Annotated in this window: 9 protein-coding genes; 3 read left to right on the forward strand and 6 right to left on the reverse strand. The window is 73.2% G+C overall.

Annotated features, from left to right (window positions below):
* Positions 1–41 precede the first annotated feature (41 nt).
* Entirely contained in the window at positions 42–1,580 is a 1,539-nt protein-coding gene (locus AC1WTP_RS22195; RefSeq protein WP_481651191.1) for a glycerol-3-phosphate dehydrogenase/oxidase, read from the forward strand.
* Between the two features lie 46 nt (positions 1,581–1,626).
* On the opposite strand, the gene AC1WTP_RS22200 is transcribed toward AC1WTP_RS22195, so the two are convergent.
* On the reverse strand, positions 1,627–2,562 hold the full coding sequence (locus AC1WTP_RS22200; protein ID WP_481651192.1) for an RNA polymerase sigma-70 factor: 936 nt from the start codon (positions 2,560–2,562) through the stop codon (positions 1,627–1,629).
* Positions 2,563–2,934: 372 nt separating this feature from the next.
* Between AC1WTP_RS22200 and aceE the strand changes: the two genes are divergently transcribed.
* On the forward strand, positions 2,935–5,628 hold the full coding sequence (aceE, locus tag AC1WTP_RS22205) for a pyruvate dehydrogenase (acetyl-transferring), homodimeric type (protein WP_481651193.1): 2,694 nt from the start codon (positions 2,935–2,937) through the stop codon (positions 5,626–5,628).
* Between the two features lie 12 nt (positions 5,629–5,640).
* Here the strand turns inward: aceE and AC1WTP_RS22210 are convergent, their stop codons facing one another.
* Positions 5,641–6,591: an NADP-dependent oxidoreductase gene (locus AC1WTP_RS22210; protein WP_481651194.1), complete on the reverse strand. Its 951-nt coding sequence runs from the start codon at positions 6,589–6,591 to the stop codon at positions 5,641–5,643.
* 344 nt (positions 6,592–6,935) lie between these two features.
* On the opposite strand from AC1WTP_RS22210, the gene AC1WTP_RS22215 reads away from it, so the two are divergent.
* Positions 6,936–8,552 (forward strand): GGDEF domain-containing protein, encoded by a 1,617-nt coding sequence (locus AC1WTP_RS22215; RefSeq protein ID WP_481651195.1) that lies wholly within the window; start codon positions 6,936–6,938, stop codon positions 8,550–8,552.
* A gap of 67 nt (positions 8,553–8,619) precedes the next feature.
* On the opposite strand, the gene AC1WTP_RS22220 is transcribed toward AC1WTP_RS22215, so the two are convergent.
* The 4 genes from AC1WTP_RS22220 to AC1WTP_RS22235 form a co-directional block, all read right to left on the reverse strand.
* Entirely contained in the window at positions 8,620–11,787 is a 3,168-nt protein-coding gene (locus AC1WTP_RS22220) for a hypothetical protein (protein ID WP_481651196.1), read from the reverse strand.
* Positions 11,788–11,920: 133 nt separating this feature from the next.
* Complete coding sequence (locus AC1WTP_RS22225; protein ID WP_481651197.1) at positions 11,921–12,364, reverse strand: SRPBCC family protein; 444 nt, start codon at positions 12,362–12,364, stop codon at positions 11,921–11,923.
* A gap of 1 nt (position 12,365) precedes the next feature.
* Positions 12,366–12,716: an ArsR/SmtB family transcription factor gene (locus tag AC1WTP_RS22230; protein ID WP_481651198.1), complete on the reverse strand. Its 351-nt coding sequence runs from the start codon at positions 12,714–12,716 to the stop codon at positions 12,366–12,368.
* On the reverse strand, positions 12,713–13,171 hold the full coding sequence (locus AC1WTP_RS22235) for an SRPBCC domain-containing protein (protein WP_481651199.1): 459 nt from the start codon (positions 13,169–13,171) through the stop codon (positions 12,713–12,715). Before AC1WTP_RS22235 ends, AC1WTP_RS22230 begins: the two co-directional genes overlap by 4 nt.
* Positions 13,172–13,308 lie beyond the last annotated feature (137 nt).

The raw sequence follows: 13,308 nt of genomic DNA on the forward strand, positions 1-13,308 counted from the left end.
ACAGAGTGACATCGAACGTCACTCCATCGCAAGGAGGATGTGTGAAGGCTTCGCTGACCGGCGCCCGCCGGGAACGGGAACTCACCGAGCTGGCCGGCACCGTCGTCGACGTTCTCGTCGTCGGGCTCGGCGTCACCGGCGCCGGGGTGGCGCTGGACGCCGCGAGCCGCGGCCTCTCCGTGGCCGCCGTGGACGCCCACGACCTGGCCCACGGCACCTCCCGTTGGAGCTCCAAGCTGGTCCACGGCGGACTGCGCTACCTCGCCCACGGCCAGGTCGGCATCGCCTACGAGAGCGCCGCCGAACGCCACCTGCTGCTCACCCGCACCGCCCCGCACCTGACCCGTCCGCTGCCCATGCTGCTTCCCGCCACCGACTACACCACCGGTTGGCAGAACCACGCCGCGGGAGCCGGCCTGCGCGCCGGGGACCTGCTGCGGGCGTGCGCCGGGACCTCCCGCTGGACCCTGCCGGGCACGCGCCGGCTCGGCCCCGCCGAGGCGTACGCGATGGCACCGGCCCTGCGCGCGGCCGGCCTGCGCGGGGCGCACCTGTCCTGGGACGGCCAGCTCTGCGACGACGCCCGGCTGGTCGCCGGCCTGGCCCGCGCGGCCGCGGCACGGTCGGCCCGCATCCTGACCCGGTGCCGAGCGGTCGAACTGCACCGCGACGGCGCCACCGTCGAGGACACCCGCACCGGGACCCGCCTGCACGTCCGTGCCCGGGCGGTGGTCAACGCCACCGGGGTCTGGGCGAGCAGCCTGACCCCGCACGTGCGCCTGCGCCCGTCCCGGGGCACCCACATCGTCCTCTCCGCCGCCCGGCTCGGCGGGTTGTGGGCCGGGCTGACCATCCCGGTCCCGGGCGAGTTCACCCGCTACGTCTTCGCCCTGCCCCAGCCCGACGGCCTGGTGTACGCCGGGCTGACCGACGAGCCCGTGCACGGGCCGGTTCCGGAGGTGCCGCAACCCACCGACGCCGACGTCGGGTTCCTGCTCGACGTGCTCAACAGCGTCCTCGAACAGCCGCTGCGGCCCACCGATGTCCTCGGCGCCTACGCCGGGCTGCGGCCGCTGCTCGCCGACGCCGACGCCCGGACCGCCGACCTGTCCCGGCGACACGCCGTCATCGACGACCCCGACGGGATCATCAGCGTGGTCGGCGGCAAGCTCACCACCTACCGCCGGATGGCCGAGGACGCGGTCGACACCGCCGTCCGCCACCGACGCCTCACCGCCGGCCGCTGCCGCACCCGCCGCCTCCCACTGCCCGGCGCCGCACGCCGGGCACAGCTGGCCCGCGTCCCCGCGCCGCGCCGGCTGGTCCACCGCTACGGCACCGAAGCGGTCGACGTGCTGGCCGAGGCGCCCGCCGAGCTGCGCCGGCCGATCGGCCCCGACATCCCGGTCACCGGCGCCGAGCTGCTCTGGGCCGCACGCCACGAACTCGCCCTCGACGTCGACGACCTGCTCGACCGGCGCACCCGCATCGGGCTCGTCCCGGCACACCGCGAGGCCGCCCTGCCGGTGGCGCGCGCCGTCCTCGCGCTGGCCGCCGAAGGGCGAGCCACGACGAGATGACCACCCCGCCCGGTGGTCGGCGTCGGCTGCCGCCGTCCGGCACCCGTCAACCGACGCGGGGCGATCCTCCGCGCGATCGGCCGGACAGCTCGTCCGCGCTGGCGGCCGACCGACCGAACCGCACGAGTTTGGTCGGGTTGAGAACGATCATCACTCGGCCGATCCCCTCGGGCGAGGCGTCGATCGCGCACAACGCGACGACGGAGCCTGCCCGGCGGACGCGGACGGCTTCCTGCCCGTTGGACTCGACGACGTCCAGCGAAACCTCGGCGCGGAACCTCGCCGCCAGGCCGACGAGGTAGCGGGCGACCCTGGCCCGGCCGGTGACCGGTACCCGGGCGGCGCTGACCACGCCGCCGCCGTCGGCGTAGGAGACGGCATCCTCGGCGAGCAGTTCCTCCAACTGGCCGAGGTCGCCGGAGCGTGCCGCGGCGAGGAAGGCGTGGAGCAGGCGGCCGTGGTCGGCGGGGGCGACCGGCGCGTACCGCTCCTCCGCGAGGTGCGTGCGCGCCCGGCGCCCGAGCTGTCGCGCGTTCGCCTCGGTGATGCCGAGGATCTCGGCGATCTGCCGGAACGGGTAGTCGAACGCCTCGCGCAGCACGTACACGGCGCGCTCGACCGGGTTCAGTCGTTGCAGGAGGAGCAGCAACGCGAGTTCGAGCGCCTCACCCTGCTCGGCTCGGGCCTCTGGGTCGGTCGAGGTCTGGATGGGCTCGGGCAGCCACGGGCCGACGTAGGACTCCCGACGGGCGCGGGCCGATGTCGCCGCGTTCAGGGCGAGCCTGGTCGTCGTGGTGACGAGAAACGCTGTCACGTCCCGTACCGCGCTCCGGTCCGTCTGCTGCCACCGCAGCCAGGCGTCCTGGACGATGTCCTCGGCGTCGTCGACGCTGCCGAGCATCCGGTAGGCGATGCCGAACAGCCGGGGCCGGACGGCATCGAAGGCCCGCACCGCACCGTCCGAGGCCTCGCGGTCGGGCATGACGTCTCCTTCCTCCCGTTCGTCACCGCCTGTCACTCCTGCCGGGTTCGCCCATCTGGTTCCAGTGCGCCGGTTGCCGCGTCCGCGGTCGGCATACCCGTTCCGCTGCGGCGGCAGCGCAGGCGGCGGTCGCGTGTCCTGCCCCGAAGCGACGGCGCCGTGACGGACGTCGCCTGACGGTGGCCCGGTTGTCACGAATCCCCGGGCCACCTGGTCCTTGATGGTGAACCGGCGAGGCAGCCCGCAGCTGCCGGCTGGAGCAGACGTGAGGGCAGTCACCCGCCCGATGTTGTCCCGGCCGGCCGGTTCCCTGTCTCACCGTCTCGACCTCCCGCGGACGAGAGGTCCGGAACCATCGGAAGGCGGCCCACCATGACCGGCACGGAGCGGAAGCAGTCACGCGCACTCGATCAGATCCCGGACCGCGACCCCGAGGAGACCGCCGAGTGGGCCGCCTCTCTCGACGCCGTCGCCGCGGCTGCCGGGCCCCAGCGCGCCACGTACCTCCTGCGGCGCACCCTGGAACACGCCGAGGGCTCCGGCCTGGCGCTGCCGAAGCTGCTGGAGACCGAGTACCTCAACACCATCCCGACGGCCGCCGAGCCGGAGTTCCCCGGTGACGAGGAGATGGAACGGCGCATCACCGCCTGGAACCGCTGGAACGCCGCCGCGATGGTGACCCGCGGCAGCCGCTACGGCCTGGGTGGCCACATCGCCACCTACGCCTCCGCCGCCTGGCTCTACGAGACCGGCTTCCAGCACTTCTTCCGGGGCAAGGAGACCGACGGCTCCGGCGACCAGCTCTACATCCAGGGCCACGCCGCCCCCGGCATCTACGCCCGCGCCTTCCTGGACGGGCGGCTCACCGAGGGACACCTCGACCGGTTCCGGCAGGAGGCCGGCGGCGACGGCCTCCCCTCCTACCCCCATCCGCGCCGGCTGCCGTGGCTCTGGGAGTTCCCGACCGTGTCGATGGGCCTGGGCCCGCTGTCGGCGATCTATCAGGCGCGGTTCAACCGCTATCTGCAGCACCGGGGCATCAAGGACACCTCCGCCTCCCGGGTGTGGGCGTTCCTCGGCGACGGCGAGATGGACGAGCCCGAGTCGACCGCCGCGCTCGCCCTCGCGGGCCGGGAGGGCCTGGACAATCTCACCTTCGTGATCAACTGCAACCTGCAGCGGCTCGACGGGCCGGTCCGCTCCAACCTCAAGATCGTCCAGGAGCTGGAGGCGCAGTTCCGCGCGGCGGGCTGGAACGTCGTCAAGTCGCTCTGGGGGTCGGCCTGGGACGACCTGTTCGCGCTCGACACCACGGGCGCGCTCGTACGCCGGCTGCGCGAGGTCCCCGACGGGCAGTTCCAGACGTACGCGGCCCGGGACGTCGGCTACATCCGCGAGCACTTCTTCGGCGCCGACCCGGCGCTCGTCGAGATGGCGAAGGTGCTGACCGACGCGACGATCGCCGAGTGCTTCCACACCTCCCGGGCGGGCCACGAACCACGCAAGGTGTACGCCGCCTACCGGGCCGCGGTCGAGCACCGGGGCGCGCCGACCGTGATCCTCGCCCAGACGGTCAAGGGTCACACGCTCGGCCCCGGCTTCCACTCGCGCAACGCCAACCACCAGATGAAGAAGCTGACCGGCAACGAGTTCCGCGCGCTGCGCGACCTCCTGGAACTCCCGATTCCCGACAGCAGGCTCACCGACGAGGTGGTGCCGTACGTCCACCCCGGCGCCGACTCGCCGGAGGTCCGCTACCTCCAGGAGCGCAGGGCCGCGCTGGGCGGGCCCGCCCCGGCCCGCCGGGTCCACCCGGTGGTGCTGCCCGAGCCGCCCGCCAAGCCCTTCGAAACCCTGGCGAAGGGGTCCGGCAGTCAGGAGATCGCGACCACCATGGCCTTTGTCCGCCTGGTCAAGGACCTGATGCGGGATCAGGCGACCGGCCGGCGTTGGGTGCCGATCGTCCCGGACGAGGCGCGGACCTTCGGCATGGAGTCGCTCTTCCCCACCGCCGGGATCTACTCGCCGCACGGCCAGACCTACGACCCGGTCGACCGCGACACGCTCCTGTACTACCGGGAGGCCACGGACGGCCAGATTCTCCACGAGGGCATCACCGAGGCCGGTTCGATGGCCGACTTCACCGCCGCCGCCACGTCGTACGCCACCCACGGCGAGCCGATGATCCCCTTCTACATCTTCTACGCGATGTTCGGCTGGCAGCGGACGGCCGACCAGATGTGGGCGCTGGCCGACCAGCTCGGCCGCGGCTTCCTCATCGGCGCCACCGCCGGCCGGACGACGATGACCGGCGAGGGCCTGCAGCACGCGGACGGGCACTCCCACCTGATCGCCTCCACCAACCCGGCGGCGATCGCCTACGACCCGGCCTTCGGGTACGAGATCGCCGTGATCGTCCGCGACGGCCTGCGCCGGATGTACGGGCCGGACGCGGAGAACATCTTCTACTACCTGACCGTCTACAACGAGCCGAAGATCCAGCCGCCCATGCCGCCGGGCGCGGACGTCGAGGAGGGCATCCGCAAGGGCCTCTACCGGTTCCGGGCGGCCGACGCCCAGGAGCTGCCGCCGGACGCTCCGCGTCTGCAACTCCTCGCCTCCGGCACCGCCATCCACTGGGCGCTGGAGGCACAGCGGCTGCTCGCCAGCGACTGGGGCGTGGCGGCCGACGTGTGGTCCGCCACCTCCTGGAGTGAGCTGCGCCGCGACGCTCTGGACTGTGACGCGGGGCAGCTCAGGGGCGAGGACCGGACCCCGTACGTCACCCGGGTGCTGGCCGGCGCCCCCGGCCCGGTGCTCGCCGTCAGCGACTGGATGCGGGCGGTGCCGGACCAGATCAGCCAGTGGGTGCCGCAGGACTGGCACTCGATCGGCACCGACGGCTTCGGCCTCTCCGACACCCGCGAGGCCGTCCGTCGCCACTTCGGGGTCGACCCGCAGTCGGTCGTGGTCGCGGCGCTCGCCGCCCTGGCCCGGCGCGGTGAGGTCAAGCCCGAGACCGTACCGGAGGCCCGCCGGCGCTACGGAATCGCCGACCAGCACTGACCCCGGGGGCCTCTAGTCGGCGACGTGGATGACGATCTTGCCGCGGCGTTTGCCCTTCTCGAGCGCCTCGTACCCCGAGCGCGTCTCGGTGAGGGGCAGGACGCGGTCCAGCACCGGCCGCAGGTGACCGTGGTCGACGAGCTCGGCGATGGAACGCAACGCGTCCCGGTCCGGCTCGACGATGAAGTACACCCCGCGGACACCGTGCCGGGCCGCATCCTGCTGCTCCGGCGGCGCGGCGAGGGTGACCAGGATGCCGCCCGGCCTCAGCACGGACCAGGACCGCGACTGGGTGTCTCCGCCGACGAGGTCGACGACGACATCCACGTCGCCGACGTGATCCTCGAAGCGGTCGTGCGCGTAGTCGATGGCCTGCTCGGCACCCAGATCCCGGACGAACTCCAGGTCGGCCGCGGCCGCCGTGGCGCTCACCCGGGCACCGAGGCTGGCCGCGAGCTGCACCACGTAGTTCCCCACGCCACCGGCGCCGCCCTGCACCAGCACGTGCTGGTCGGCCTGCAGGTCGGCGTGGTCCACCAGCGCCTGCCAGGCACTCAGCGCAGCCAGGGGGAGCGCCGCGGCGTGGTCATGGTCGACGGTGGCGGGTTTGGCCGCCACGACGGCCGCGGGCAGGACGACGTACTCGGCGGCCGCGCCATCCCGGGTGAACGGGATCAACCCGTAGACGGCCTCCCCGTCGGCGGGGCTCTCCACCCCCGCGCCGCGCGCCGCGACGACCCCGGAGAACTCGTGCGACGGGATGATCGGGGTGCGTTCGGGCCCGCTCCCGTCCGAGGTGTGGGTCCAGGTTTCCGGCCAGGTGAGCTCGTGGGGTGTCATGGAGGCGGCCTTCACGGCCACCAGCACCTCACCGGGCCCCGGCTCGGGCCGCGGCACCTCCTCGTACACGAGTTGCTCCGGGCCGCCCCTGGTGTGCGCTCTCACGGCGTGCATCGTGCTCATCCGACGGCTGCTCCTTCCCCGAGGCATGGTGATCAGCCCGCCGGCCGCCCCTGAGGATGAACCACAGGCCGACTCCCGCATTATCTGGCGGTTCGGCAGCCGCCCGCCGGACTTCCGCGATCCCTCGCCCGCGGGCGAGGAATCGCGCTGGATCGGGGGCGCTCGGGGGCGTAACGGGCGACGGCCAGACGAGTGCGGCCGGGAACGGTGCGCACAGCGGCCCGGCGGCCGGTTCAGCGCCGACCGGAGAGTGATCCATGACGATGACCGCTGCCACTCCTCGAAGCGGAGCCGGTACCGTAACATCGGGCTGTTTCTTCCCTGGGCGGTGCGGAGGAGCCCGCATGGACGACGTGACGCTCCGGGCCCTGTGTCTCCTCGAGGAGGCACAGGCCGGCGGCGCGGCCCAGGTGCTGGCGGTGGCCGAGACGGCGCTCCGCGAACCCACCGGGGAAATCTGCGACGGCCCGGCGGCGATGCATTTCGCGCGCGCCGTGGCGTTGACGCGGTTGGGTGACCTGCCCGCCGCTATCGCCGCCGTCGACCTGATGCTGGCCGCCGCCGACCGGGAAGGCAGCGTCGGTTGGCGCTCCTGCGCGCTGTCGCTGCGCGCCAACCGGCGCCTGCGCCTCGGTGACCAGGACATCGCCGAGTACGACATCGAGGCGGTCCTGCGGGATCTGGTCAGCGCGGAGACCACCCTGCTCGCCGACGAACCCGATCCGGTCATCGCGGGTAACGCCCGCACCGGGATCGCGATCGGTTACGCCCAGCTGAGGCTCTACGAGTTGGCCGCGCCGCAGTTCCAGGCGGCGTACGACGCGACCTGCCAGGCGTCGTACCCGGACAACGGCAACCGCGCGATGTGGCTGTGCAACCTGGCGGAACTCAACCTGATGTGGGCGCTGGAGCTGTATCAGGTCGGTCGGGTCGCCGAGGCCGAAAAGCACACCACCGCCGCCGAGGAGTACGCGGTGCAGGCGGCGGCGGAGGCCCGCGGGCCCAAGGCGGAGGTGTGGCGGCTCTCCGGGTTGCTGTACGCGGCGTGCTCCCGCGCCGACCGCCAGGATCCGGCCGGTGCGGCGGTCGACATCCCCAGGTACATCGCGCTGCTGAAGGCGCACGGCGTGGAAGAACGGCAACAGGAGCTGCTGTTGTGCCGGCCCTTCCACGCCGTCGCGCTCAGCCGTTCGGGGCGGCCGGGCGAGGCGCTGCGGGTCATCGAGGACGCCGTCGCCGCCCTGTCACCCGACACCGATTGGCTCATCTCGGCGGCGCTGCACCGTACCCACGGGGTGCTGCTGGTGGCGAACGGGTCGCGCGACGCCGCGCCGGGGCTCACCTACGGCGACGCGCTCGCGGAGCTGCTGTGGCGCCAGCGGCACCGCTGGCTGCACGCGGCGGTGACCATGCAGTCGTACGACGTCCTGCGGTGGCGGCACGAGCAGGCCGAACGGGCGGCGCAGACCGACCCGCTCACCGGGGTGGCCAACCGTCGGGGTCTGGACATGTTTCTGCGGAACCTGGCCGCCTCCGGCACCGCCGCCGACGATCCGGTCGCGGTGCTGACCGTGGACGTGGACCGGTTCAAGCGCATCAACGACTCGCTCGGGCACGCCACCGGCGACGAGGTGCTGCGAGCCGTCGCACAGGTGCTCACGGCCAGCGTCCGAAAGGGCGATTTCGTGGCCCGGTTGGGCGGCGACGAGTTCGTGGCCGTCCTCCCGGGCGCCGATTCCGCGGCCGGCGAGCAGGTTGCCCAGCGCACCGTGGACGCCGTCGCCGGCATGACGGGGTGGCCGGCAACGGTCAGCGCCGGTGTCGCCAGCGGCCCCGCGTACTCGCTCGAGGAAACCCTCGCGCACGCCGACCGCGCGATGTACGCGGCGAAGCGCGCGGGCGGCAACCGGGCGAGCTGCCGCCACTCCGCAACTGACGGAGAGCCTGCGGCGGGCGGATGAACGGCGGTCAGGGTCGCTGACGCCGGCCGTGGGGCCGGCCAGGTGGAGGTTCCTGGTCGCCGGAGCGTCAGGCGGCCTGCCGGCGTCGGCCGAGCGACACCAGCAGGCCGGCGGCGGTCAGGGCGGCTCCGGCGAGGGCGGCGTACACCGGGAGAGCGGCGGGGATGCCCAGGTGGACGGTGATGCCGAGGATGCGGGACAGGCCCCACGGCAGCAGCGCCATCTGGTCGTTCCACACGGTCAGCGCGCGCTCCAGGCCGACCACGGCGACCAGACCGGACAGCATCCCGAGCGGGACGCCCGCGGCGGTCAGGGTCAGCCCGACGGCACGGCGGCGCGGCAGGCCGTACCGGTCGCGCAGGACCACGGCGGTGGCCACGAACAGCCAGCAGAACGCCGCGAACGCGACGGTGACGTAGACGGCGCGCAGGGTCGGCATGGTCCAGAAGGCGAACCAGTACCGCCCCGGACCGCGTCCGGCGAGCGCCGCCAGCAGCAACACGCTGCGCAGCAGCGCGACGCCGCCGACCACGGCCCACAGGTGGAACGGGTCCCGCCGGCCCACGACGAGGCGTACGACCAGGGCGAACAGCGCCCAGCCGCCGAGGGTGACCAGCAGGTGCGCGGGGGCGGCGAACCAGGTGAACACGAGCCGGCTCGCGACCAGCACCAGCACCGGAACCAGCCACACCAGCACCCGGTCCAGCCTGGACTCGGGCACCGGCAGCGCGGCGACCCGCCACGGCCGGACCGCGCCGAGCAGCAGCCCTCGCGCGGCGGCGCCGCCGAACCCGCGTCCGCGTAGGCCGAGCAGCACCACCATCAGGATCAGCGCGAGCAGCCCTCGGGCCGCCCAGGCCATGGCCGGGTCCCGGTCCGCGCGCCGTGCCCCGAGGTCGGCGGCGGTGAAGTTGTACGCGGGCAGGTCCAGGTCGGTGCCGTAGCGCTGCCGGTGCACGTCGCGCGCACCGTGGTAGGCCGTCTCGGCCTGTCGCCAGCCGTCGTAGGCGGCAGCCGAGCCGGTGTCCAGCCACTGCGCGTGCCGCAGCACCATGCTCCGGTAGGCGCCCAGCGTCTCGAAGAGGTTCACCTGGTAGTCGAGCGTGTCGGTGAAACGCTCGCGCAGCCCGGCGTCACGCCAGGTCGCCGGGTCGGTCGCGGCGACCAGGTCGCGCATGCGCCGCGCCAGCGTGACGGCCTGCGCGCCTTCGTCGATCGCCGCGTCGACGCGACCGCCGGTCACCGCGTAGATGCTGTAGAGCGCGGCGGAGTCGCCGGTCGGGATGTCCCACTCGAAGATCCACATCATGGGCGGCGGCTCCAGCCCGAGCGCCCGCACGGTCCTGTCGGCGTACGGCCCGATGTAGAGGCCCTTGGTGACCGCCTGCCGGGACAGCGCCATGGCCTGCCCGATCGCCGCGACGGTGGCCGGGTCGGCGGAGAACGTGCGGTACGCCCAGTCCGCCGTGACCTGCGCCGGATTCGTGTCCGGATCCCAGGCCAGCCGCCCGACGGCGTACGTGTTGAGGTCGTACAGCTGCCAGAATCCGGTGCGCAGGTAGAGCGACATCGGCCCGGCGCGCAGCGGTCCGCCGTCCTGGGTCCAGTTCCAGACGCCCTCGACCCTCGGATTGGCGGCCAGGAACTCGCGCAGCGCCCGGCGGTGCAGCGGGCCGAGGTCGTTGGGCAGCGAGCCGAACGCCTCGAACTCGCGTCGGGCCTGGAACTCCACGATGCGGCGGTGCCCACCGGCGAGCAGGGTGGTGTTCAGCGGCAGGTGGCTGTAGAAGTCGCCGAGGGTGTACTTGGTGGACACGATCAGGTGCGGGTCGTCGAACCCGCCCAGCACCTGCGCGTACGACTCGGGATTGGTGTGCAGGTCACCGACGGCGCCGACGCCGACGGTCCAGGTACGGAAGGCGACCTCCTTGCCGGCCTCGCCCGCGGTGTCCAGCAGCGCCCGCAGCATCGCGCGCACCGACGCGGTCGTGGTGACCGCGAGCTTCGAGGAGTAGTCCCAGCCGTCCTCGGCGTACACCTCGCCGCCCTCCCCGACGCGGACCATCAGACCGTCGACGAACGGCATGCTCTCGAACAGCTCGGCCAGCCCGGCCTGGTAGACCGCCCACAGCCGGGGGTCGGCCACGTCGAGCCCGCCGACGGTCCTCGTCAGGTACGCCTCGAGCGGCGGCGATACCGCGAGCATGTCGGTGAGCAGGAAGACCTTGACGCCCATCTCCTCGGCATACCGGAAGACCGGGCCGAACGCCGCGACCATCGCCTTCGCGCGGTCGACGTGGGGGTCGCCGGGTGGGTACACCGCGTGGCCGTCGCCGACCTTCGCGAAGGTGACGTACTCCAGGAAGCCGGGCACGACGACACCGTTGTAGCCCTGCGCCACGGAGTGGTCGACGAGCTGCCGGAACTGCGCGTCGATGCGCGCCACCGCGCCGGCGTCCACCCACGGCGCCCGCGGCAGCAGTGCCGGCCCGACCACGTCGGCATTCAGGTTGTAGTCGTCGCCCGCGGCGAAGGCGGCCGGGTCGGCCTCGCGGCCCACCGAGCCGGCGTCGGTCAACCGCAGGCCGAGTCGGGGCGTGACCAGCCGGCCCGCGTCGGCGGCGGGCAGCGCCTCGGTGCCGGAGCGGATCCGGTCGGCGAGCCGGTAGAGCCCGGCCGCGGTGCCCGCGACGTCGACCCCCTCGACGGCCAGCTCGGTCCCGCGCACGCTGAGCCGGTACGACTCCGGCGCCGTGGGCAGGGTGGCGAGTACGCCCGCCCGCAGCGTGGTCACCGCCGCGAGATCCGGGGCCGTCGTACCCGCCGGGGCCGTGGTCGCGGCCGCGCCGGCCTGCGGCGCGCCCGGGGCCGGTCCGGCCGCTGCCTGCGCACCGGCGGCGGGCCGGGTGGCGGTGGTGACCGGTCGCGTCGGGCCGGGCGCGGTCGGGGTGACGGCCGGGCGGGGCAGGCCGCGGGAGGCGAGCGCGTCGGCGACGGCGGACGCGGCCTTGATGGCGCGCGGCTCGTCCGGCACGACGATGGACGCCAGCGGCGGCGCCGGTGCGGCCACCCGCCGCGGCGCGGCGGCGACGTCCTCGCGCGGCACGGCGACGGGAGTGTGGCTCAGCCCGAGCGCGTCACCGATGCCCCAGGCCACACCCGCGCCGAGCAGCAACAGGACGATCGCGGCGGCGAGCAGCGGGTACCGCCTCCGACGCCGAGTAACGCGAGTCACACTCGGATCGTAGTGCTGCCCCGGCCGCGGCTCCGATCAGGATTTCCACCGATGACGGCCGCCCGGGCGAGCGGCTCCGGCGCCGCGGACAGCATGCTGACCGCGGCGTGCTCCGGAGCCATCGGCGCCGGGATCAGTGCCAGTCGCTGATTCTGACGTCGTCCGGCGCCGGCCGGCCGCGCCCGGTCTCCACGAACTCCTTGAGACTCAACAGGAACGTCGCCCACTTGGTGCTGCAGTGGTGCATGAACTCGACCGGCTCGCGCCAGCCCTCGTGCGCGAACTGGACGACGGTGTACTCGCCGCGCTGGTCGAGGCGCCAGTCGATCTCGGTGCCGATCCATTCCTCGGGGCCGTCGGTGACCCGCCACCGCACCCGGCCGGAGGGATCGAGTTCCAGTACCTCCATGTCGAAGCCACCGACGTCGCCGAAGCGGAACGCCAACCGCCCGCCGACCTCGCTGGTGCCCTTCGTGTCGGTCGTCCACCAGCCGGCGATGCCTGCTGGAGTTGCCACTGCTCGGTAGACGTCGTCGAGCGGAGCGACGACGCCGACCCGGTGCAGGATGTCGACCATTTCATTCTCCTCGGTTGTTGTCGCGGTTGCGTTCGATCGCCTCGGCGATCCGCTTGATCCGGCGGAGTCGGGCGTCCCAGGTGGCGCCGACCGCGGACAACTGGGCGACGGCTCGGGCGAGCTGCGCCTCGTCAACCTGGTAGTAACGCTCGCGACCGGCCGGCGCGGCGTGGATCAGACCGACCCGGTCCAGGACGGCCAGGTGTTTCGAGACGGCCTGGCGGGTGATGGGCAGTCGTTCGCTCAGTGACGTGGCTGTGCCTGGCCCCCCGGCGAGAAGAAGGTCGATCATCGTGCGCCGGATCGGGTCGCCGATCGCCGACCACAGGGCATCATCGACCGCCGTGTTCATGACGCGGAGACCAGCCGCGCGACGTACCTGCCCAGCGCGGGAATGTAGTGGTCCCACGCGCCCTCGTGGTCGCGGTACTGCTCCTCGAGGACGGCGATCTCCCATCCCATCTCACGGAACCCGGTCTCCGTCATGCGGATCCGGGTCCCCTCGCCGGTCGGGGCCAGATCGAAGGTGACGAGCAGCGAGTGCCCGCTCCGGTCAGGGTCCGAGAAGCACCACCGGAAGGAGAATCGCTTCGGGGGGTCGACCTCGACGACGGCGAGTGCGACGCTCGTGGTCTCGCCGGTGTCCGCGTCGCGCCACGCGAGCTCGCCGGGTGCGCCCGGGAGCGGCTCGAACCGCGCGTCGTCGGGCCACCATTCCCGCATGTGCTCGGGCCGGCTGATCACCTCGAAGACCACCTCGGGCGAAGCGTCGACGTGGATGTCGCGCTCGATGGATCCGTGTTCCATGCCGATCAACCTTTCGCAACCTTTGGTTGCGTAAACCTACAACAGCCACCTCTCCACGCGCAACCTTCGGTTGCGCGTAGTCGGTGGCCCGGTCGCTCCCGGTCGAGTGGTGCGGCCGCCCGGCGACGGACTGCGGG

It is taken from the genome of Micromonospora sp. R311, assembly GCF_056780015.1.

What these genes read in the sequence shown, in the direction of transcription:
- AC1WTP_RS22200 (WP_481651192.1), bottom strand. Translation starts at nt 2,562, where the DNA reads ATGCCCGACCGCGAGGCCTCGGACGGTGCGGTGCGGGCCTTCGATGCC.
- aceE (WP_481651193.1), top strand. Translation starts at nt 2,935, where the DNA reads ATGACCGGCACGGAGCGGAAGCAGTCACGCGCACTCGATCAGATCCCG.
- AC1WTP_RS22210 (WP_481651194.1), bottom strand. Translation starts at nt 6,591, where the DNA reads ATGAGCACGATGCACGCCGTGAGAGCGCACACCAGGGGCGGCCCGGAG.
- AC1WTP_RS22215 (WP_481651195.1), top strand. Translation starts at nt 6,936, where the DNA reads ATGGACGACGTGACGCTCCGGGCCCTGTGTCTCCTCGAGGAGGCACAG.
- AC1WTP_RS22225 (WP_481651197.1), bottom strand. Translation starts at nt 12,364, where the DNA reads ATGGTCGACATCCTGCACCGGGTCGGCGTCGTCGCTCCGCTCGACGAC.
- AC1WTP_RS22230 (WP_481651198.1), bottom strand. Translation starts at nt 12,716, where the DNA reads ATGAACACGGCGGTCGATGATGCCCTGTGGTCGGCGATCGGCGACCCG.
- AC1WTP_RS22235 (WP_481651199.1), bottom strand. Translation starts at nt 13,171, where the DNA reads ATGGAACACGGATCCATCGAGCGCGACATCCACGTCGACGCTTCGCCC.